Source organism: Streptomyces sp. NPDC059371 (assembly GCF_042751995.1).
Lineage (GTDB): Bacteria > Actinomycetota > Actinomycetes > Streptomycetales > Streptomycetaceae > Streptomyces.
Genome location: NZ_JBHYXD010000036.1, coordinates 57,280 through 78,909 on the forward strand (window position 1 = coordinate 57,280; position 21,630 = coordinate 78,909).

General features: G+C 72.2%; 16 protein-coding genes. 4 read left to right on the forward strand and 12 right to left on the reverse strand.

Going from position 1 to position 21,630, the window contains the following annotated elements:
* The 4 genes from ACFXGX_RS21400 to ACFXGX_RS21415 all read right to left on the reverse strand — a co-directional run bounded on the left by ACFXGX_RS21400 (window position 1) and on the right by ACFXGX_RS21415 (window position 6,444).
* Complete coding sequence (locus ACFXGX_RS21400) at window positions 1-1,950, reverse strand: ABC transporter permease (protein WP_384793460.1); 1,950 nt, start codon at window positions 1,948-1,950, stop codon at window positions 1-3.
* Window positions 1,950-3,101, reverse strand: coding sequence for a glycine betaine/L-proline ABC transporter ATP-binding protein (locus tag ACFXGX_RS21405; RefSeq protein ID WP_384793519.1), 1,152 nt, complete (start codon window positions 3,099-3,101; stop codon window positions 1,950-1,952). Before ACFXGX_RS21405 ends, ACFXGX_RS21400 begins: the two co-directional genes overlap by 1 nt.
* 26 nt (window positions 3,102-3,127) lie before the next feature.
* A complete protein-coding gene (locus ACFXGX_RS21410) occupies window positions 3,128-4,660 on the reverse strand; it encodes a GMC family oxidoreductase (RefSeq protein WP_384793463.1) in 1,533 nt (510 codons plus the stop codon).
* A 248-nt stretch (window positions 4,661-4,908) separates the two neighbouring features.
* Window positions 4,909-6,444, reverse strand: a complete 1,536-nt coding sequence (locus ACFXGX_RS21415) for an aldehyde dehydrogenase family protein (RefSeq protein WP_384793466.1) — start codon at window positions 6,442-6,444, stop codon at window positions 4,909-4,911.
* Between the two features lie 338 nt (window positions 6,445-6,782).
* Here ACFXGX_RS21415 and ACFXGX_RS21420 point away from each other — a divergent pair, with 338 nt between their 5' ends.
* Window positions 6,783-7,676, forward strand: a complete 894-nt coding sequence (locus ACFXGX_RS21420; RefSeq protein ID WP_384793522.1) for a GNAT family N-acetyltransferase — start codon at window positions 6,783-6,785, stop codon at window positions 7,674-7,676.
* A 14-nt stretch (window positions 7,677-7,690) separates the two neighbouring features.
* Here ACFXGX_RS21420 and ACFXGX_RS21425 read toward each other — a convergent pair whose 3' ends face one another.
* The 5 genes from ACFXGX_RS21425 to ACFXGX_RS21445 form a co-directional block, all read right to left on the reverse strand.
* Window positions 7,691-8,710: a hypothetical protein gene (locus ACFXGX_RS21425; RefSeq protein WP_384793469.1), complete on the reverse strand. Its 1,020-nt coding sequence runs from the start codon at window positions 8,708-8,710 to the stop codon at window positions 7,691-7,693.
* A 282-nt stretch (window positions 8,711-8,992) separates the two neighbouring features.
* The gene (locus ACFXGX_RS21430; protein ID WP_384793472.1) at window positions 8,993-9,982 is read right to left on the reverse strand and encodes a malate dehydrogenase; all 990 of its coding nucleotides are present in this window, start codon (window positions 9,980-9,982) and stop codon (window positions 8,993-8,995) included.
* Between the two features lie 685 nt (window positions 9,983-10,667).
* Entirely contained in the window at window positions 10,668-11,549 is an 882-nt protein-coding gene (locus ACFXGX_RS21435) for an XRE family transcriptional regulator (protein ID WP_384793476.1), read from the reverse strand.
* 335 nt (window positions 11,550-11,884) lie between these two features.
* Window positions 11,885-12,364 (reverse strand): DUF3017 domain-containing protein, encoded by a 480-nt coding sequence (locus tag ACFXGX_RS21440; protein ID WP_384793479.1) that lies wholly within the window; start codon window positions 12,362-12,364, stop codon window positions 11,885-11,887.
* A gap of 400 nt (window positions 12,365-12,764) precedes the next feature.
* On the reverse strand, window positions 12,765-13,619 hold the full coding sequence (locus tag ACFXGX_RS21445) for a bifunctional methylenetetrahydrofolate dehydrogenase/methenyltetrahydrofolate cyclohydrolase (protein ID WP_081218974.1): 855 nt from the start codon (window positions 13,617-13,619) through the stop codon (window positions 12,765-12,767).
* Between the two features lie 313 nt (window positions 13,620-13,932).
* Here ACFXGX_RS21445 and ACFXGX_RS21450 point away from each other — a divergent pair, with 313 nt between their 5' ends.
* Window positions 13,933-14,568 (forward strand): hypothetical protein, encoded by a 636-nt coding sequence (locus ACFXGX_RS21450; RefSeq protein ID WP_384793483.1) that lies wholly within the window; start codon window positions 13,933-13,935, stop codon window positions 14,566-14,568.
* 105 nt (window positions 14,569-14,673) lie between these two features.
* Here ACFXGX_RS21450 and purH read toward each other — a convergent pair whose 3' ends face one another.
* Window positions 14,674-16,263: a bifunctional phosphoribosylaminoimidazolecarboxamide formyltransferase/IMP cyclohydrolase gene (gene purH / locus ACFXGX_RS21455; protein ID WP_384793486.1), complete on the reverse strand. Its 1,590-nt coding sequence runs from the start codon at window positions 16,261-16,263 to the stop codon at window positions 14,674-14,676.
* Entirely contained in the window at window positions 16,260-16,880 is a 621-nt protein-coding gene (gene purN / locus ACFXGX_RS21460; RefSeq protein ID WP_384793489.1) for a phosphoribosylglycinamide formyltransferase, read from the reverse strand. The genes purH and purN overlap by 4 nt, the downstream gene beginning before the upstream one ends.
* Before the next feature lie 470 nt (window positions 16,881-17,350).
* On the opposite strand from purN, the gene ACFXGX_RS21465 reads away from it, so the two are divergent.
* Window positions 17,351-18,217 carry a hypothetical protein gene (locus ACFXGX_RS21465; RefSeq protein ID WP_384793492.1) on the forward strand — a complete coding sequence of 289 codons (867 nt, stop codon included), beginning with the start codon at window positions 17,351-17,353 and terminating at the stop codon, window positions 18,215-18,217.
* A gap of 74 nt (window positions 18,218-18,291) precedes the next feature.
* On the opposite strand, the gene ACFXGX_RS21470 is transcribed toward ACFXGX_RS21465, so the two are convergent.
* Entirely contained in the window at window positions 18,292-20,208 is a 1,917-nt protein-coding gene (locus ACFXGX_RS21470; protein ID WP_384793495.1) for a DUF6350 family protein, read from the reverse strand.
* A 108-nt stretch (window positions 20,209-20,316) separates the two neighbouring features.
* Between ACFXGX_RS21470 and ACFXGX_RS21475 the strand changes: the two genes are divergently transcribed.
* Window positions 20,317-21,531, forward strand: coding sequence for a helix-turn-helix domain-containing protein (locus ACFXGX_RS21475; RefSeq protein WP_384793525.1), 1,215 nt, complete (start codon window positions 20,317-20,319; stop codon window positions 21,529-21,531).
* The last annotated feature ends 99 nt before the right edge of the window (window positions 21,532-21,630 follow it).

Genomic DNA, 21,630 nt, shown 5'->3' on the forward strand with positions numbered 1-21,630 from the left:
TCAGGCTCCCTTCTTCGCGCGGCGCCCGGTCGGCTGGGTCACCCGGTCGAGCATCAGTCCGAGGCAGACGATCGCGGCGCCCGCGACCAGGCCGGTGGCCAGGTCGCCCTGAGCGAGGCCGAACACGACGTCGTAGCCGAGCGCGCCGCCGCCGACCAGACCGCCGATGATGACCACGGCGAGGACCAGGACGACACCCTGGTTGACGGCGAGCAGCAGCGCGGACCGTGCCAACGGAAGCTGGACCTGGCGCAGTTGCTGCCCCGCGGTGGCACCGAGGGAGCGGGCCGACTCCAGTGCGGCCGGGTCGACGGCGCGCAGCCCCTGCGTGGTGATGCGGACCACGGCGGGCAGCGCGTAGACGACCGCGGCGGCGACGGCGGGGGCGCGGCCGACGCCGAACAGCGCGACCACGGGGATGAGGTAGACGAACTGCGGCATGGTCTGGAAGACGTCGAGGACGGGCCGGAGCAGGCGCTCGAACCGTTCGCTGCGGGCGGCCGCGATCCCGGTGGCGAAGCCGATCACGAGGGTGACGGCGACCGCGGCCAGCACCTGGGAGAGCGTGTCCAGCGCCGGCTTCCATTCGCCCAGGACGCCGATCGCGGCCATGGCGAGGACGGCGGTCAGGGCGGTGCGCCAGGTGCCGATGAGCCAGGCCAGGGCGGCGACGGTCAGCAGCACGGCCCACCAGGGCAGCCACTGGAGTCCGTCCCGGAGCGGGTCGAGGACCCAGGTGGTGAAGTGGCCCGCCCAGTCGGCGGTGCCGCCGATGTACGGGACGCCGGAGTAGAGGTGGCCTGTCATCCAGTCGACGGCGCTGTTCACCGGCTCGGCGAGGTTCACGGCCCACGCGCCGGGCCATTCCGCCCGGCCCGTGAGGCGGCCGGCGAGCAGGACGGCGAGGACGGCCGAGGCGGCGAGCGCCACGTACAGCCGGGGAGTGTTCTCGCGGGGTGCTCCGAGCCGCTCGCCCACCGCGGCCGTGACCCGGTCGAGGACGACCGCGAGGAGCACGATCGGGATGCCGGCGGAGAGCGCGGCACCCACGTCCACGGAGGCGAGGGCCTGGTAGACGCGGTCACCGAGACCGCCGGCACCGATCACGGAGGCGATGACGGCCATGGACAGCGCCATCATGATCGTCTGGTTGAGGCCGAGGAGGAGTTCCTTGCGGGCCAGCGGAAGGCGGGCGGTGAACAGGCGCTGGCGGGCCGTGGCGCCGAGCGAGGCGACGGCCTCCATGACGCCCTCGTCCGCGTCGCGCAGGCCGAGCGCGGTGAGGCGGGCCATGGGCGGGGCTGCGTAGACGACGGTGGCGAGCACGGCCGCGGGCACACCGATCCCGAAGACCAGCACGACGGGCAGCAGATACGCGAACGCCGGAAGCACCTGCATGGTGTCGAGGACGGGGCGCAGCGCGCGGTGGGTGCGGTCGGAGAGCCCGGCGGCGAGGCCGAGCAGCATGCCCAGGACGACCGAGGCGAACACGGCGACCACCATGACCGCCAGCGTCTGCATGGTGGGCACCCACATGCCGAGCAGTCCGCAGACGAGGAACGCGGCGCCGGTGCCGACGGCCTGCCGCACTCCGGCGGCCCGCCAGGCCACGAGGGCGGCCAGGCCGGTCACTCCGGCCCAGCCGGCCGCGAGGAGCAGCAGATAGACGGCGCGTACGGACAGGACGACGGCGTTGCTGACGTAGCCGAAGAAGTACAGGAACAGCGGGTGGCTGTCCCGGTTGTCGATGATCCAGTCGCCGGCTCTGCCGAGCGGTCCGGTCAGGTCGACGGTCAGGGCGTGCGGCCAACTGCCGCCGGACCAGCGGGCGACGGCGAGGGGAACGAACACCGCCGCGAGGACGGCGAGCAGCACGAGTTTGCCGACGGCGGGGTGCCGCAGGCGGGCGGGCAGGACGGTACGGGGAGCGGACGCGGTGACTGCGGCCATCACACCGCCTCCTTCCGCGGGCCTGCCCCGGCACGTGGGTCCGATCCGGCGCTCCGGTCCGATCCCGTACCCAGGTCCGCTCCCGTACCCAGGTCCGCTCCGGCGACGACGGCGATCAGCCGCTCGTGGTCGACGACGCCGAGGCAGCGGCCGTCGTGGACGACGCAGGCGGCGCGGCCGGTACGGGCGACGGTCTTGATCGCGTCGGCGACCACCGTGTCGGGGGCGAGCGCGCCGGGATGGTCCGGGCCGCCGCAGTCCCCGGCCCGCATGGCCGTGCGGACCGTCATGACCTGCTCGCGGGGCACGTCGCGGACGAACTCGCGGACGTAGGCGTCGGCCGGGGAGCCGACGATCTCCTCGGGGGTGCCGAGCTGGACGATCCGGCCGTCGCGCATCAGGGCGATGCGGTCGCCGAGGCGCAGTGCCTCGGTCAGGTCGTGGGTGATGAAGACCATCGTGCGGCCCTCCTCGCGGTGCAGCCGGACGACCTCCTCCTGCATGTCGCGCCGGATCATCGGGTCGAGCGCGCTGAACGGCTCGTCGAAGAGCAGGACCTCGGGGTCGACGGCGAGCGCGCGGGCCAGCCCGACGCGCTGCTGCTGACCGCCGGACAACTCGCCCGGCTTGCGCTGTTCCAGGCCCTCCAGACCGACCTTGGCGACGACCTCGGCAGCCCTCGCCCGGCGTTCCTCGCGCGGGACGCCCTGGATCTCCAGGCCGTAGGCGACGTTGTCGAGGACCGTGCGGTGCGGCAGCAGGCCGAAGTGCTGGAAGACCATGGCGGCGCGGTGGCGGCGCAGTTCGCGCAGCCGGCCCTTGTCCATGGCGAGGACGTCCTCGCCGTCCATCGCGAGGCTGCCCGAGGTGGGTTCGATCAACCGGGTGAGACAGCGCACCAGGGTGGACTTGCCCGAACCGGACAGGCCCATGACGACGAAGACCTCCCCCTTGCGCACATCGAAGCCGACGTCCCGGACGGCGGCGGTGCAGCCGGTGGCGGCAGCCAGCTCGGCGGCGTCGAGGGAAGCGAGTTCGGGGTCGTGGGGGACGCGGTCGGCCTTCGGGCCGAACACCTTCCACAGGCCGCGTACGGAGAAGACGGGGCCGGCCGTGTCGGTCGCGCCCGGGGCGCCGACAGGCGTGTTCATCGCGCTCGGGGTACCGGTGGACGTGTTCATCGCGCGTCACCTCCGATGAGGTCGGCGGCCTTCTCGCCGACCATGAGCACCCCGACCATGGGGTTCACGGCGGGCATGGCCGGGAACACGGAGGCGTCGGCGACGCGGATGCCGTCGAGGCCACGGACGCGCAGTTCGGGGTCCACCACGGCGAGTTCGTCCAAGAGGCCACCCATCCGGCAGGTGCCCGCCGGGTGGTACACGGTGTGCGCGACCTGGCGCGCGTACGCGCTCAGTTCCTCGTCGCCGGTGACGTCGGGTCCGGGGCACACCTCGCGCTTGAGCCAGCCGGCGAGCGGCTCGGCCGCGGCGATCTCACGGGCGATCCTGATGCCGTCGACGAGGGTGCGGCCGTCGTAGTCGTCCTCGTCCGTGAAGTACCGGAAGTCCAGGGCGGGTTTGACGGTCGGGTCGGCGCTGGTGAGGTAAAGACGGCCGCGGCTGCGTGGCTTGGGGATGTTGGGGGTCATCGAGACGCCGTGCGCCGGGCGTTCGTAGCCGATGCGCTCCGGGTTGTCCGTGAAGGGGATCTGGTAGAAGTGGAACATCAGGTCGGGACCCGGCTGTTCGGGGTCGCGGCGCACGAACAGGCCCGCGTCGGAGTCCATCGCCGAGTTCTCCGGGATCGGCCCGTTCGTCTCCCAGACGATCACCGACTCGGGGTGGTCGAGCAGGTTCTCGCCGACGCCCGGCAGATCGTGCACGACGGGGATGTCCAGCTCCTCCAGGTCACCGGCGGGCCCGATGCCGGAGTGCAGCAGCAGCCGCGGCGAGTCGACGGCGCCCGCGCACAGCAGGATCTCGTGGCGCGCGCGGACGAGGACGTCCTCGTCGTCCTTCGTGCGGACGTGCACGCCCGTGACCCGCTTTCCGTCCAGTTCCAGCTTGTACGCCCATGTCTCCAGCAGGAGCGTCAGGTTGGGCCGCTCGTCCATCACGGGGTGCAGGTACGCCACCGAGGCGCTCGACCGCTTGTTGTCCTCCGGGTGGTAGGCGAGGTCGAAGAAGCCGGCGCCCTCGGTGAACGGCTGCCGGTTGAAGCCCTCGACCAGCGGCACGCCGAGGGCGGAGCGGGCGGCGTCCACGAAGTCCCGCGCGATGGCGTTCCGGTCCTTCGCGTCGACCGGGACGATGTTGTTCAGAAGCCGCGTGTAGTACGCCTCCATCGGCGCCGCGCCCCAGCCCTTGGCACCGGCCGCCTCCCACTCGTCCCAGTCGGACGGCAGCGGCTTGAACGCGATCAGCGTGTTGTGCGACGAACACCCGCCGAGCACGCGGGCGCGGCTGTGCCGGATGTGCGAGTTGCCGCGCGGCTGTTCGGTGGTCGGGTAGTCGTAGTCGAGCTCCCCGCCGAGCAGGCCCATCCAGCGGCGCAGGGTGAGGACGTCGTCACGTCCTACGTCGCTGGGGCCGCCCTCGATGACGGCGACGCTGACATCCGGGTTCTCGGTGAGGCGGGACGCGATCACGGAGCCCGCTGTGCCGCCGCCGATGACGACGTAGTCGTACGTGTTCTCGTGCTGGGACATGAAGGGGTGCTCCCAAGTGCTGTGAAAGGTGGGGGGACGCCGGAGCCGGCGCGCGAACCGACGTGCCGACGGACCGGCGAACCGGGCAACCGGGCAACCGGGCAACCGACGGGCTGATGCCTGCTGGCTGCCTGCTGGCTGCCTGCTGCCTGCTGGCTACCTGCTGCCTGCTGCCTGCTGCCTGCTGCCTGCTGCCTGCTGCTGGCAGCCGAAGTCAGCCGGCTACCGGCAGCCGGAGTCAGCCCGAGTCAGCCGGCGAACCAACGGACGGGCGTCGGCGCGAGGTTCTGGTAGACGTGCTTGGTCTCGCGGTACTCGGCGAGCCCGGCCGGGCCGAGTTCGCGCCCGACGCCGCTCTTGCCGAAGCCGCCCCACTCCGCCTGCGGGAGGTAGGGGTGGAAGTCGTTGATCCAGACGGTGCCGTGGCGCAGCCGCCCCGCGACACGGCGGGCGCGGCCGGCGTCGGCGGTCCAGACGGCGCCCGCGAGGCCGTACTCGGTGTCGTTGGCGAGCGCGACGGCCTCGTCCTCGGTGGTGAACGTCTCCACGGTCAGGACGGGCCCGAAGACCTCCTCGCGGACGACCCGCATCCCGCGGTGGCACTGGTCGAGCACGGTCGGCTCGTAGAAGAAGCCGCCGACGGGCCGGACTTCGGACGGCTCGGGCCGCTTGCCCCCGGACCGCAGCACGGCGCCCTCGGCCAGCGCGGAGGCGACATACGCCTCGGTCTTCTCGCGCTGCTGCGCGGAGACGAGCGGGCCGCACTCGACACCGTCCTCGGTGCCGCGCCCGAGCCGGATCGCACCGGCCCTGCGGGCGAGTTCGGCGACGAAGCGCTCGCGCAGCGACTCCTCGACGATGAGCCGGGAGCCGGCCGAGCACACCTGGCCACTGTGGATGAAGGCGGCGTTGAGGGCCTGATCGACGGCGGTGTCGAAGCCCTCCTCGGTGGCACAGGCGTCGGCGAAGACGACGTTGGGGTTCTTGCCGCCGAGTTCGAGGGCAACCTTCTTGACGGTGTCGGCGGCGGCGCGCGCCACCTTCGTGCCGCTGACCAGGCCGCCGGTGAAGGAGACGAGGTCGACGTCGGGGTGTTCGGCGAGGCGGGCGCCGACGGTGTGTCCGGGGCCGGTGACGAGTCCCGCGACACCGTCGGGGAGGCCGGCCTCGGCCAGCAGCCGGAGCAGGGCGACGGTCGTCAGCGGGGTGATCTCGCTCGGCTTGACCACGAAGGTGTTGCCGGCGGCGAGAGCCGGGGCGATCTTCCAACTGGCCTGCAGCAACGGATAGTTCCAGGGCGCGATCAGCGCGCACACGCCCACGGGCTCGTGCACGACGACACTGTGGACGTCGGCCGAGCCGGCGTCCACCACACGCCCGCCGCCCTCCCCCACCACGAGGTCGGCGAAGTAGCGGAAGGCGTCGGCGACACAGTCGATGTCGATGCGCCCTTCCTCCACCGTCTTGCCCGCGTCCCGGCTTTCGAGCAGGCCGAGTTCCTCGCGGTCACGGACGAGGAGGTCGGCGACGCGGCGCAGCAGCGCCGCGCGCTCGGTGACGGGGGTGTGCGGCCAGGGCCCCTCGTCGAAGGCGCTACGCGCGGCGGCGACCGCGAGGTCCGCGTCCTTCTCGTCGCCTTCCGCGACCACGGCGAACGGCTCGGCATCGGCGGGGTCGAGGATCTCGCGCGTCGCGCCGGAGAGCGCCGCGCGCCACTCGCCGCCCACGTGGATGGTCTGTTCTGCCTGCTGTCCTGCCTGCTGCCCTGCCTGCTGTCCTGCCATGGTCGGTGTTGCCTTCCGTTCCTGTTCGATCCCCCTGCGTCACGCGGGTGTCGCCCCCGTGAGCTGTGAGCACCTGCCCCTCGGCCCCGGCCACATGCGCGATCGGGTACCGGAAGTGCGCCGGGTCACTGAAAAACCAAACGAAAAGCGACAAATCAGTCGACGGGCAGCGATGGACAGCCTCTATCCCTTTGACTAAAGTCAAAGAAAAAGGGGCGCGATTCCGACGGAGCCGAACCGAGAGCCGAAGGACGGTGGAGCCAGTGCCGACGAACGAAGAACGGAAGGTCCTCGTGCGGGCGGACGAAGCGCCGACGGTCCCCGTGCGGGCGGAGCAGGTGACGGCGCTGCGGCGGTTCAACCGCTACTTCACGCGGCGCATCGGAGCCCTCGACGACCACTACCTCGGCCAGGACCGCCCGCTCGGCGAGGCCCGGCTGCTGTTCGAGATCGGTCCGTCGGGAGCCTCCCTGCGCGAACTGCGGGCCCGACTGGGCCTGGACGCCGGGTACTTGAGCCGGATGGTGCGGGCCCTGGAGAGGCAGGACCTCGTCCGGGTGAGCGTCCATCCAAGGGACAGCAGACTGCGGGTCGCCGACCTCACGGCCGCCGGACAGGCCGAGATCAAGGAGCAGAACCGGCTGGCCGACGCGCTGGCCGCGGGACTGCTCAGCGGTCTCGACGCCCGGCGGCGGGCGGAACTGGCCAAAGCCCTGGACACGGCGCACCGGCTGCTCCGGCTCGCCGCGATCACCGTCGAGACGGTCGACGGCGCCTTCCCCGACGCCCGCGCCTGCCTCGACGCGTACGCGGCCGACATCGACGCACGATTCCCCGAGGGCTTCGACCCCGCCACCCTCGTCCGCCCCCACGAGGTGTCGGGCAACGCGGGCGCCTTCATCGTGGCTTACGAGGAGGGCCGCCCCGTGGGCTGCGGCGCGCTGCGCCGTCTCGGTCCCCGGGAGGGCGAGATCCGCCATGTGTGGGTGGACCCCGGGGCCCGTCGGCTCGGACTCGGACGCCGCCTCCTCGACGGGCTCGAACAGCGGGCCGCGGAGCGCGGGTTCACCGTCGTACGACTCGACACGCACGCCGCGCTCGTCGAGGCCCAGGAGATGTACCGGGCGTGCGGATACATCGAGATCCCGCGCTACGACGACAACGTGTACGCGGCGCACTGGTTCGAGAAGCGACTCCGCGCCGCTGGCACGCGGCAACCGCCCCCGCGGTAGGGGCGGTTACGACCTCAGGTGCCGTTCGCGCAGTTGAACCCGGTGGGGCAGAAGGAGTTCACGGCCGTCGTGAGCTGCTCGGTCATGTCCGTGCCCGGCGGCGAGTACACGATGATGGCGTACGGCGTGCCGTCGGCGGCCTGGAAACGATGATCGACGGTCTGGGTCGGCCCGTACTGCTTGCTGTCGTAGCGGTAACTGAACTGCGTCCAGTCGGTGCCGGTCTGCCGGTCCAGGTACTGGTAGCCCCGGAACCCCTCCGCGATGGACTGGGCCTGCGCCGAGGACTCCGTCACGGAGACCTCTTTGACCTGGAACACCATGAGCCTGCGATTGCCGCCGGGTGCCGTGTAGGTGACGACGGGCGCCAGCTTGCCCTGCGCCTCCTCGCGCGCCCAGCCGTTCGGCACGTCCACGGTGTAGCCGAGCGGATCGACGGAACGGCTGTAACCGGGAGCCGGCGCAGGGGCGGTGGTCACGGCCGGGGCGGTGTACGTGCCCTCCCCGCCCGAGCTGTTCGAGGTGCCCGGGGCCGCGCCGGGCTGAGACGGCGTGACGCTGACCGAGGGACCGGAGGAGTGCGCCTCCGGATGCTTTGCCGAGTCACCCCGGGTCACCGCCCACAGTCCGCCGCCCACACCGCCCGCCAGGACGGCCACGGCCACGATGACCAGAAGGAGCCGCCGCGCGTCACCGGAGCCGCCCGGCCGTCCACCACCCGGAGGCGGCACGACGCCACCCGGCCAGGTCTGCGGCTGTGACTGCTGGTGCGACCAGGCCGCCTGGGCCTGCTGCTGGGAGTGGGCCCATTGCTGCTGCTGTTGCGGCGGCTGGGGTGGCTGCGGCGGCGCGGAGCCCGCGGGCGGATAGACCTCGGGCCTCAGCGGACCCGCCTGAGTCGCCGCCGCCCACCACTGCTGATCCCCGGCCGGCGGCACCCCGCCGGCGTCCACGCCGTCCTGAACCCCACCGTTCGTCGGACCCGTACCGTCGTCGACCCACTGCCGACGTTCCGCGTCCCATCGCTGCGCCATCCCGCCACCCCCCGCTCCGTAACGACGATAGTGAGGATTCCGCCATCAGCACCCACTTTTATGGCGACAAAGCACATACGTTCGCTACGTACTTTCCGTACGCTCAACGCCCTCCGCATGACGACGGACACCGCACGAGGCCCCGCCCCCGAACACAGCGATGCCCGGGTGGTGATGACCACCCGGGCAAAGCCACGCACTACGTCGGATGAGACCGGTCGAATGAGACCGGTCGGATCAGACCGCCCGAAACCAGACCGCTCGGGATCAGACCGCTGGGGATCAGATCAGGCCGAGAGAGCGAACGGCCTCGCGCTCCTCCTCGAGCTCCTTGACGGAGGCGTCGATGCGGGCGCGGGAGAACTCGTTGATGTCCAGGCCCTGGACGATCTCGTACCGGCCGTCCTTCGTGGTGACGGGGAAGGAGGAGATGAGGCCCTCCGGCACACCGTACGAACCGTCGGACGGGATACCCATGGAGGTCCAGTCACCCTCGGCGGTGCCGTTGACCCAGGTGTGGACGTGGTCGATGGCGGCGTTGGCGGCCGAGGCGGCCGAGGACGCGCCACGGGCCTCGATGATCGCCGCACCACGCTTGGCGACGGTCGGGATGAACTCCTCCGCCAGCCACTTCTCGTCGTTGACGACCTCGGCGGCGTTCTTGCCGGCGACCGACGCGTGGAAGATGTCGGGGTACTGGGTGGCCGAGTGGTTGCCCCAGATGGTCAGACGCTTGATGTCGGCGACCGTGGTGCCCGTCTTCTTCGCGAGCTGGGTCAGCGCGCGGTTGTGGTCCAGACGGGTCATGGCGGTGAAGCGCTCGGCGGGTACGTCCGGAGCGGCGGCCTGGGCGATCAGCGCGTTGGTGTTCGCAGGGTTGCCGACGACCAGGATCTTGACGTCGTCCGCGGCGTTGTCGTTGATCGCCTTGCCCTGCGGCTTGAAGATGCCACCGTTGGCCGAGAGCAGGTCGCCGCGCTCCATGCCCTTGGTACGGGGGCGGGCGCCGACGAGCAGACCGACGTTGGTGCCGTCGAAGGCGACGTTCGGGTCGTCCGTGATGTCGATGCCCTGAAGAAGCGGGAAGGCGCAGTCGTCGAGCTCCATCGCGGTGCCCTCGGCGGCCTTCAGCGCCGGCGTGATCTCCAGGAGGCGCAGCTTGACCGGCACGTCCGCGCCGAGCAACTGGCCGGAGGCGATGCGGAAGAGGAGGGCGTAACCGATCTGGCCGGCCGCGCCGGTGACGGTGACGTTCACGGGAGTGCGAGTCATGGCGTTCTCCGTATGACAGCAGGCGGTGGGGCGTCCCTGCCCCGGGTGCAGGATCGTCCCCTGCAACCACCGCAATGATCGATCAAGTGTCCCGATGATCGATCTCTCGGCGTCAAGAGAGATCCGCCGCCAGGCTATCGCGCATCCGGGACGCCGGACGTCAGGGTCCGTGTGGCCCACCCCACAGATGGCCCGCGGATCCCCCGGGCAGGCGGTCGCCGGGCTCGGGAGAGGGTGAACTCGGCGACCGCCAAAGGGGTTACCAGACACTCCGGGAAGGGATCTCCCCCCTTCCCGACAGCTCCGGATCCCGTGGGGGTAGGGTCCGCCTGCCCCCTCAGAACCATCTCAATCCCCCAAACCCAAAGTTTTCTCCGGGCCTCCACAGCCTTCTTTCGCCCCCTCCGCCCCAACCCCCGCTCCTCAAACGCCGGAAAACGCCGGAGGGCTGGATTTTCGGGCCGGGGCTGAACTTCGCGGCCGGGGATGAAAGCTTTCCCCGGCCGGGGCTGAAGCTTCGCCGGCCGGGGCTGAAATGCGGACCGGCCACCACGACGCACCCGCAGTCGGCCACGCACCGTCGGGGACGTGCCGGTACATCGATGCCCGTCGCCACCGACGCCCACCCCTCACCCAACGGCGACGGGCTGATGCACCGGCACGGCCCCGACCCACCCACCGGACGCTAGGCCGTGCACCCCGCCTGCCCCGACCCCAGCGTCACGCATGCCCTCACATCACCGGCGTCCTTCACGGCGACCATCGGCGTGTACGTATCGACGTCCGTGCCCACCACGGCGGTCTGCTTCGCAGAGGCCGAGGCCGAGGCCGAGCCCCCGCCCCCCGCCGACACCTCGACCCGGTCCCCCACCCCGGCCCGCGTGACCCGAGCCCAAGCCGCCCCGCACGTCTCGCTGTACCGGACCTCCACCAGCGCGCCCCCCACCGTCACGCTGGTCGCCGTTGTGGCGAACCGCCCGCCGCAGCCCATGGTCTCGGGGTCCTTACCGGCACAGGAGGCCCCCCTGCATTTGACCCCAGGCGGCAGATCGAGCCGAGGACTCGCGGAGACCACCGGAGTCTTCGGCGTACCGGCCACGTCCTGCTCGCCCCCGCCCCGGGTGAAATAGACAACGGCCGCGACAAGGACCAGGACACCCACGACACCGGCGACAGGTAGCACCGGCCCCCGCTTCCGCCGCGCAACCCCCTCCCGCGAGCCGACACCGACACCAGCACCAGCACCAGCACCAGCACCAGCAGGCCGCGCATCCTCGGGCTCCGTCCCGAACATCTCCGATCGGCTCCAGGTCCGTTCGGCCAGCTCCCACATCGTCACCAGATGCACGGGACTGGCCCCGGTCACCTCGGCCAGCGCGACAACCGCTCCCTTGGGCGCGAGCAGCCCGGCGGACAGGTAGCGCTCCCAGGACGCCTTGCTGTACCCCGTACGGTCGGCCACGGCCGCGATGCCCAGCCCGCTCCGGTCGACGAGCAGCCGAAGCTGTCCGACGAACTCGGCGACCCGCGGATCGAGTTCGTTCGGCAAAGCCTTCCAGCGCGGCATTCTGTCCCCCAACTTCCCCTGGTGGGACCAGTGTTCCACCCGCCGACCGCCGACCACCGACCGGAGTTGAACGATTGCCGTCATACGACCCGCACACCGTGCCGGAATGGTCACTTCCGTGCCACAGGGGGCCGAGAGCTGTTGAACAGCGCGTTCCCGTGCACAAGGGTTGACCCCGGGCGGAACAACCGCCCGAGCGCGGCCCGTCCTTGACTCGGGGGAGAGGACGGGCCGTCGTCATTCCCGGGAACGACAGGGCCCGCCCTCTCCGGAAGAGAGGACGGGCGACCGGTAGGCAGAGGCGGGCCGGCAAGCGCGTGCGTGCCGGCCGCGGTTCAGCGGACCGTGAAGTGCAAGGTGTCGTCGAGGAACGGGATCACCAGCACCGGGTTGGGCTGGACCATCAGCGCGAGCAGCACGATGGCGACGCCCAGGACGCTGTAGGTGACCATGTCCGTGAAGCGGGAGCGGACCGCGAGCATGCCGACGCTGGGCAGCATCCATCGCATCACGGCCCCCGCGAGCAGCGCGGCGCCGATCAGGATCGTGCCGACGCGGAACACGTCGAGCGCGGTGAGCAGCAGGCCGAGCGCGACGGCGGACAGCACGGTGAGGATGGGCCACTGACGCGCGGGCGCCGGGGCGTCTCCGGGCGCGGCCCGGCCACCGCCCTCGGGCCGAGCCGTGTCCCGCGTGAACAGCGGGAAGCGCCGTGTGGTGCGCCGCGGCTCGCCCTGGGCATCGGGAGCACTGATGGCGTCCCGAACGGTCACTTCCTCACCCTCAGGCCGCCCTGAAGCCTCAGCCTCGGACACAGCCCCGGACTCAGCCTCAGCCTCAACCCCGCCCTCAGCCTCAGCCCGAACCCCGGTCTCCACCCCAGCAGAGCCCCCGGCCCCACCCGCGGACACAGCCCCACCCGCGGACACAGCCCCAGCCTCGCGCACAGCCTCGGTCTCGGACACAACCCCACCCGCGGACGCAGCCTCGGCCTCGGACGCAGCCCCAGCCTCGGGCACAACCCCGCCCGCAGACACAGCCTCGTCCCCGGACACAGCCCTGTCCTCGGACACAGCCCCGGCCTTGGACACAGCCCCGGCCTCGGTCTTCACCCCGGCTCCGATCTCAGCCTCCTCAGCGGCCCCGGCCAGGGCCCCGGCAGCGGCCCCCCGGCCGGCACGCCCCGCGCCGGCCCCGGACTCATGGGTGTTGCCGTCAGCCGACACTTCGCTCCGCCGCTTCCACCACGTTGACGAGAAGCTGGGCCCGCGTCATCGGGCCGACACCGCCCGGGTTCGGGGAGATCCAGGCGGCGACCTCGGCGACGTCCGGGTGGACGTCGCCGACGATCTTGCCCTCGGCGCTGCGCGAGACACCGACGTCGAGGACGGCGGCGCCCGGCTTCACGTCCTCGGCCCGGATGAGATGGGCGGAGCCGGCGGCGGCGACGATGATGTCGGCTCGCTTGAGGTGCGCGGAGAGATCACGGGTGCCGGTGTGGCACTGGGTGACCGTGGCGTTCTCGCTGCGCCGCGTCAGCAGCAGCGGCATCGGCCGGCCGATGGTCACACCGCGGCCGACGACCACGACCTCGGCACCCTTGATCTCCACGCCGTAGCGGCGCAGGAGCGTGAGGACGCCGTTGGGGGTGCAGGGCAGCGGGGCGGGCTCGTTCAGGACGAGACGCCCGAGGTTCATCGGGTGCAGGCCGTCCGCGTCCTTGTCCGGGTCCATCAGTTCCAGGATGCGGTTCTCGTCGATGCCCTTGGGGAGCGGCAGCTGGACGATGTAGCCGGTGCAGGCAGGGTCCTCGTTCAGCTCGCGGACCACCGCCTCGATCTCTTCCTGCGTGGCGGTCGCGGGCAGTTCGCGCTGGATGGAGGCGATGCCGACCTGGGCGCAGTCGCGGTGCTTGCCGGCGACGTACTTCTGGCTTCCGGGATCGTCCCCGACCAGGACCGTCCCGAGGCCGGGCGTGACGCCCTTCTCCTTCAGGGCCGCCACGCGGACGGTCAGGTCGGACTTGATCGCGGCTGCGGTGGCCTTGCCATCGAGAATCTGGGCGGTCATGGCCCCATCCTCCCGGATGACGCGGTCAAGGTTCCAATCCGGGGCCGCCCCGCCCCCCACAACGGCCTTCCCCCGGCCTCCCGGCCACCCTGCGACAGCCGCAGAGCGCCCGATTCACCCGTATCCGGCCATGATCGCCGATGTTGCACTTGCACAACACATAGGGAAGTTCGCTGGACAAGTAAGAGTCTGCTAAAGAACGATGAGCACACACAGTGTCGCGGGCAGTACCGGGGGGACGGACCGCTCTGTAGAAATTCCTCCGAACCGTGCCGCGCGTAGTCCCCGCAAGAGGCAACGGAGGAAACCCGCCATGAGTTTCGGCGACCCGAACAACCCCTACGGCCCGCCGCCGCAGCAGCCTCCCGCCGCCCCGCCGGGTGCCCCCGGCTACGGGTACCCGCAGGCCCCGCCGAACGTCCCCCCGCAGGGCTACGGCTACCCGCAGCAGCCGGCGTACCCCGGCTACCCGGGCGGCAACATGATGCCGCAGACCATGCCGGGCCTGATGACGACAGCCCGTGTCCTGCTCTACATCGTGGCGGCCGTCCAGATCCTGATCGGCATCTTCGCCATCTTCGGCGCCGCGACCATCAACGACGCGTCCAACGCGGGCGAGGACACCTTCGGCAACAACGGCCTGTCCGACCTCGGCCACGACTCCGCCGGCATCATCCTCGTGATCGCGCTGCTCTTCCTCGCCCTCGCGGGTCTTTCGATCACGCTGGGGGTCAAGTTCACCAGAGGCGGGCAGGGCATCCGGATCACCACCATGGTCTACGGGATCCTGGGCTCCCTGTTCGGCGTCCTCGTCCTGATCTCCGCGGCGAACGCCAACTCCTCCGCCGCGCTGGTCTGGGCGCTGCTGTGGATCGGCTTCGGCGGCGTGATGGCGGCGGCGATGATCGCGCCGTCCGGCGTCGCGTGGTTCAACCGCCCCCGCTACTGAAGGTCGGGTACGACCGAGTACTGAAGGTCCGGTACGCACTGAGGGCCGTGTCCCACCCCTGACCGGGGGGACACGGCCCTCGCGTCTTCCACGCGATCAACGGGATCAGTGGAAGAAGTGCCGCGTCCCGGTGAAGTACATCGTGATGCCGGCCTTCTTCGCGGCCTCCACGACCAGCTCGTCGCGGACGGAGCCGCCGGGCTGGACCACGGCCTTGACGCCCGCGTCGGCGAGGATCTCCAGGCCGTCGGGGAACGGGAAGAACGCGTCCGAGGCGGCGTAAGAACCGCGGGCGCGCTCGGCTCCGGCCCGCTCGACCGCGAGCTTCGCGGAGTCGACACGGTTGACCTGGCCCATGCCGACGCCGACCGAGGCGCCGTCCTTGGCGAGCAGGATCGCGTTGGACTTCACGGCACGGCAGGCACGCCACGCGAAGGCCAGCTCGTCGAGCTCGCCCTCGCTCAGGGCGTCACCGGTCGCCAGGGTCCAGCTCGCCGGGTTGTCGCCGGGGGCCTGGAGCCGGTCGGTGACCTGGAGGAGCGCGCCGCCGTCGACGGGCTTGATCTCGACGGGGGCGGCCGGGGCGTTGTGTGCGCGCAGCACACGGATGTTCTTCTTCTTGGCGAGGGCTTCGAGGGCGCCGTCCTCGTACTCGGGCGCGACGATGACCTCGGTGAAGATCTCCGCGACCTGCTCGGCCATCTCCTTGGTGACCGGGCGGTTGACCGCGATCACGCCGCCGAACGCGGACAGCGGGTCACAGGCGTGCGCCTTGCGGTGCGCCTCGGCGACGTTCGACGCGACGGCGATCCCGCACGGGTTGGCGTGCTTGATGATCGCGACGCAGGGGTCCTCGTGGTCGTACGCGGCACGGCGCGCGGCGTCCGTGTCCGTGTAGTTGTTGTACGACATCTCCTTGCCGTGGAGCTGCTCGGCCTCGGCGAGGCCGCCCGTGCCGGAGGTGTAGAGGGCGGCGGGCTGGTGCGGGTTCTCGCCGTAGCGGAGGGTGTGCGCGCGCTCCCAGGTGGCACCGAGGAAGTCGGGGAACCGCGAGTCGTCGACCGGCGCGTAGTCGGAGGCGAACCAGGAGGCGACGGCGACGTCGTACGCGGCCGTGTGCTGGAAGGCCTCGGCGGCGAGCCGCTTGCGGGTGCGCAGGTCGAAGCCGCCGCTCTGGACGGCGGTGAGGACGTCGCCGTAACGGCCGGGGCTGGTGACGACGGCGACCGAGGGGTGGTTCTTGGCCGCCGCGCGGACCATCGAGGGGCCGCCGATGTCGATCTGCTCGACGCACTCGTCGGGGCTCGCCCCGGACGCGACGGTCTCCCGGAACGGGTAGAGGTTGACGACGACGAGGTCGAACGGCTCGACGCCGAGCTCGGCGAGCTGCTGCCGGTGGCTCTCGAGACGCAGGTCGGCGAGGATCCCGGCGTGGACCTTGGGGTGCAGGGTCTTGACCCGGCCGTCCAGGCACTCGGGGAAGCCGGTCAGCTCCTCCACCTTAGTGACGGGCACCCCGGCCGCGGCGATCTTCGCGGCGGTGGACCCGGTGGAGACGAGCTCGACACCGGCGGCGTGCAGCCCACGCGCCAGCTCCTCAAGGCCGGTCTTGTCGTACACGCTGACGAGCGCGCGCCGGATCACCCGCTTGGTGCCCTCGGTGCTCTCGGCCGTGGCTGTGCTGTCGGCGGTCACTGGATAACTACCTTTCGTCCCTCAATGCGATAGCCGTGGCGGGCGAGCCGCCCCACGACATCGACGAGCAGTCTTCGCTCGACTTCCTTGATGCGCTCGTGCAGAGCGCTCTCGTCGTCCTCGTTGCGGACCTCGACCACGCCCTGGGCGATGATCGGTCCGGTGTCGACGCCGTCGTCGACGAAGTGGACGGTGCAGCCGGTGACCCGGGCTCCGTACGCGAGCGCGTCACGGACGCCGTGGGCGCCGGGAAAACTGGGCAGCAGCGCGGGGTGCGTGTTGACGAACCGTCCGCCGAAACGGGCGAGGAATTCCTTCCCCACGATCTTCATGAACCCGGCGGACACGACGAGATCGGGCTCGTACGCCGCGGTCGCCTCGGCGAGCGCCCGGTCCCAGTCGTCCCGGCCGGCGTGGTCCTTGACCTTGCACACGAAGGTCGGGAGCCCGGCCCGCTCGGCCCGAGCCAGCCCCTCGATGCCGTCCCGGTCGGCACCGACGGCCACGATCTCGGCCCCGTAGGCCGCCGCGCCCGCCTCCGCGACGGCGTCGAGCAGTGCCTGCAGATTCGTACCTGATCCGGAGACCAGCACGACGAGGCGCTTGGTCTTGGCCACGAGGGGGCCCTTTCTCGGGGGAGCGTTTGTATGGTCGTACGAATGCTTCGCGCCCCGGGATACGGGGAAGTCTACGAAGCGGCCGACCGTCAGCAACGATACCGGCACACCGGGCGGCCCCCACGGGACGGGGGCGAGGCCGGAAGGTAGCGTCTGGGGAGGATCCACCCGGGAACGCCTCCGGCACGGGGAACGCCCCGTGTGCGCGGGACGTTGACCTGGGACGAGAACGAACGTCCGGGGCATGACCCCGGCACCACCCGCGGCACGGGTTCCGGAGACATCCGGAACACGCGTCCGGGGCACGAAACTCGGGACGCGAGTCCGGAGTGCGAAGCTCGGGGCGTGAGTCCGGGGCGGACCGGCCCGAGGCTTCAGCCCGGGAGGACCGGCCCGGGGCGCACGTCGCGAGCGCGACGTTGTGTGGACCCACCGCCTGCCAGAACCACCAAGGGGAAGACGCTCACCTGATGCCGGACCGCAGTCTCCGACTCCCTCCGCTCCTGCTGCGCGAGCGGCGCTCTTCGTCCACCCCGCCGAGGCCGGGCGAGGACGGCTCCACCGGCGGGCCCGGCTCCGCGGACGGGAACGGCGGCGGCTCTGCGGGCGGAAGCGGCGGCCCCTCGGGCGAACGCGAACCCGACGCGCCCGGCACTCCCCCGTCCGGCCAGGCCTCCGGCGAGGAGGACAACCCGTTCGCGCCGCCGCCGGAGGGAACACCCGACCGGCCCTGGCAGCCGCGCCGGCACGGACAGGACTCCGGCGGGAACGACGGGGACGGACAGCAGGGCTCCGGGCACTCGCCCTGGGGCAGCCAGTGGAGCGACCGGCAGCCCGGCGCCTCCAGCGGTGGCGGTTTCGGCGACCGGCCGGGCGCCCCGCAGGGGCAGGGCGGTCCCGAAGGCGGTCCCGGCGGGACACCCGGCGGAGGCATGCGCTGGGATCCCACGGACCCGGCCCAACGCCGCGCCCGATACGCACTGCTCTCCGGCATGTGGGCGTTCTTCTTCGTCCTCTTCGGCTGGCCGTACGTGGCGCTGCTGCTCGGCGCGCTCGCCCTGTACTGGGGCAGCAGCGCGCTGCGGTCCAGGTCGCGTACGCCGGACCCCGACGCCCCGGCCCCCGATCCGAACGTCCGCCCGCAGCTGACCGCCGCGGTGAGCGGCATCGTCACCGCGTCGCTGGCCATCGTGCTGGTCGCCGGGGTCTTCACCGCCCACCTCGTCTACAGCGACTACTACTCCTGCGCGAACGACGCCCTGACGACCGCCGCGAAGAAGTCCTGCAACGACCTCCTCCCGAAGGACCTGCGCGGCATCCTGGGCACCCGCGACTGACGACGGCGGCCTCCCCAGGTCAACAGGCCTCCCCAGGTCAGCCCGCCGTCCCGGATCAGCAGGGCCGCTCCAGGTCAGCGGGGCGAGCCGCTTCCCGGGGTGTCCGAGGCGGGGTCCTGGGGCGCGCCGTCGGTTCGGGGCCACTGCCTCTCCGGGCTGCCGGAGAGGTCCCCGTACTCCGGTCCGTTCCGGTGTTCCGGACCTCGCCGATTCCCGTCGTCCGCCGGGTCCCCGCGCCCTTCGGGGCTCTCCGGATCCTCCGGGTGTCCGGGGCCGTCAGCGTCCTCCGGCTCCGGCTCCGGAGGCCCGCCCGCCTTCTTCAGTGCCTCCCATCGGGTCTCCCTCGGCACTTCCCCGTGCCGGCCGCCCCCCGTGGGCTCCCCCGGCAGCGGGTCGTACGGCTCGAAGGGGTCGAAGGACTCGTACGGGTCGTACGCCTCGTACGGGTCGAAGCTCTCGACGACCGACGCCGGGACCGTGGGGTCCGCCTGGCCGGACATGGACGCCAGCCCCTGGTGCGGAACCGGCGTCGGCATCGCGAAGGTGCCCCCGCGCCCCGGCATCCAAGCACGCAGCCGCGGCCGCCACCACGAAGCCCGCCCGATCCCACGCGCGTCCCGGCGGACACCCGCGCCCCCGGCGGCCGCGCGCCCCCGCTCCCGCTCCCGCCATTCGGCCGCGCCCGCCGCGACGGGAATCCCGACGACCGCCGTCCACACCGCCGTCGCAGGCCCCACCTGCCACCACACCGGCCCGAAATGGGTCAGGGCGCGGACCCCGAGCGGCCCCCCGGCCAGCCCGGCGAGCACACCGAGCGCGAGGCCGCACCATCCGGCGGCGATCGAGACGGCGGCCACCGTCCGCCCGAGCGGCCAGGGTTCCTCCCGGCCCGTGGTTCCCCGCGCGGCCCCCGCCTTCACCGCGAACCACGCCACGGTCACCCCGGCGGCCAGCGGCACCAGCGCGCTCGGCCAGGGCGACGGCGCCCCGGACCCCGCCTGCGGCAGTGCCGCGAGCAGCGGAAGCGCGGGGAGCAGCTCGGCCGGCGCGTGCGCCCCCGAGACGGCCGCGGTCAGCGGACCGGCGACGTGCCCGGCGCTCAGGACGACTCCGGGACCGAGCCCGTAGGCCGCCCCCCACACGGCCGCGTTCGGCACCAGGACCAGACACAGCAGCAGGACGGCGAACCGGCCCGACCACCCCCCGGTGAGCTGCGTGAACGAGGCGTGGGCCGTGTCCCCGTGCCACACGAGCGACGCCGCCACGAGCAGGGCCCCGCCCACGACGAGCACCGCGATCCCGGCCGCGGCGGCCCGCGCCGCACCGCCGAGCACCCGGTCGTCGGCGGCGACGAGACGGCGTACGGCCGATACCGGGCGCCCCCCTGTCCGCGGACGCACCTTCGCGGCCCGCCGTCCCCGGAACGGGCCCGGCCCCCACGGCCGCCCGTGCGCCGTCCAGACCCCCGCTCCCGCGGCGATCACCGCGAGGAGCGGCAGGCAGACCGCCGCCCAGGCCCAGGAGGGACGCAGTGTCCCGCCCGACGCGTACGCCGCGGCGGCCCACCCGACGGACAGATAGCCGGCCACGACCCCGGCCCACGCCGTGCGGGGCGACGACTCCGACGTGACGTCGGCCGCCTCGCGTGCGGCCCGGTGCAGCAGCCACACCGGGAGGGCGAGCAGGAGCAGCGGTGTCACCCCCACCGGCATCGGCAGGCCGGAGAGCGTGTCGGTGCGGATCAGCTCCACCCCGTGCGCGAGCAGCCAGAGCCCGGCGGCGACGTGCAGCGCCCCGTCCGGCCCGCTGTCCGGGTAGGGCGAGCTGATCCACAGCACCACGACGAGGAGGGCGAACGCGGCGAGCCCGAGCCCCGCGGCGAGGGCGCCGCCCAGGAGGCTCGCGGCCAATCCGGGTGAACGGTCGCGCATCCGGGTGAGCAGGTGCGACAACGAGAGCCCGCGGTGGGTGATTTGGGTCACGGCTCCCATGCTCCCAACGACACGCGCTTTCTCGCCGTAACAGGCGATCCATGGATGTGTCGCTCAATATGCAGCTATGTACTTTTTCGCACGAAGGGGCATTCTGTGGAACCCGACCTGACACAGAGCCCCGCCACCCCGCTGCCGGCGCCCAAGGAGCGCCGCCGTCTGCGGGAGCGCCGGTCGCTGACCCAGACCGACGTGGCCACCCGGCTCGGCGTCAGCCGGTCGACGGTGCGCTCGTGGGAGACCGGCCGTTCGGCCCCGCGCGGCCGCGTGGGGGAGGAGTACGCGAGGCTGCTCATCGCCGATCCGTCCGCCGCCCGGCCGGAGGTGACCGTCCCTCAGGAGGTCATCAGCTCCGAACTGGTGGGCGCGGGGACGAGCCGCGAAGACCGGTCCGGTACGGGAAAGAAGCGTTCCGCCCGAGTCGGGGTACGGCCGGGCCGGAAGCGGGCCGAGGGGCGGCTCACCGAGGGGCTGCCCACCGAGGAGTGGCTCGCCGAGGACGCCCACGCCGGACTCTCGGAGCCTTCGCTGACGCCCGCTCAGGCCTTCGACGCGCTCTACGCGTTCTGCGCCCCCGCCCTCGTACGACAGACCTATCTGCTGACCGGGCGGCGCGAACTGGCCCGCGAGGCCGTGGAACGGGCGTTCCAGCAGGCCTGGTACCGCTGGCCCGAGGTGGCCGTGGACCGGGATCCGGCCGGGTGGGTGCGCGCCACGGCGTACGAGTACGCGCTCTCCCCCTGGCACCGGCTGCGCCCCCGCTACCGTCACCCGGAGGCACCACCCGCCGACGCGGCCGACCGTGCCCTGCTCGACGTACTTCTCGAACTGCCCCCGGTGTACCGACGCACCCTGCTGCTGTACGACGGCGTGGGGCTCGGGCTGCCGGAGACCGCGGCCGAGACGGAGGCGAGCACGCCCGCGGCGGCCAACCGGGTGCTGCACGCGCGCGAGGCCGTCGCCGAACGGCTGCCGGAGCTGGCGTCACCGGAGGACCTGCACCGGCGGCTCACCGAGCTCGCGAGCGCGGAGCGGCTGCGCGCGGCGAAGCCCCGCACGGTCCGCTGGTACGGCGAGCGGCGGGCCCAGCAGTGGACCCGGGCGGCCATCGCGTTCACGATTCTGCTGATCGGGGTGACCGCCCTGGCGCTGGGCACGGCTCCGGACCACTACGAGGAACCCCTCGCGCCGCCGGAGACCATCCGCGGCCTGCCGCCCAAGGCCGCCCCCGGGCCGCTGTCCGCGGCGGAGCTGAGGCTGCGCGCCCGGCTGAGGTCCCAGGAGATGAACGGCCCGGAGCGGCTGATCCCGGAGAACCGCTGACTCGGAACGCGGGTGACGCGCGTGACGCGGAACGCCGGCGGGCCGGACGCCGGTGACACGGAACGCCGGTGGGCCCGCACCCTCGAAAGGGTGCGGGCC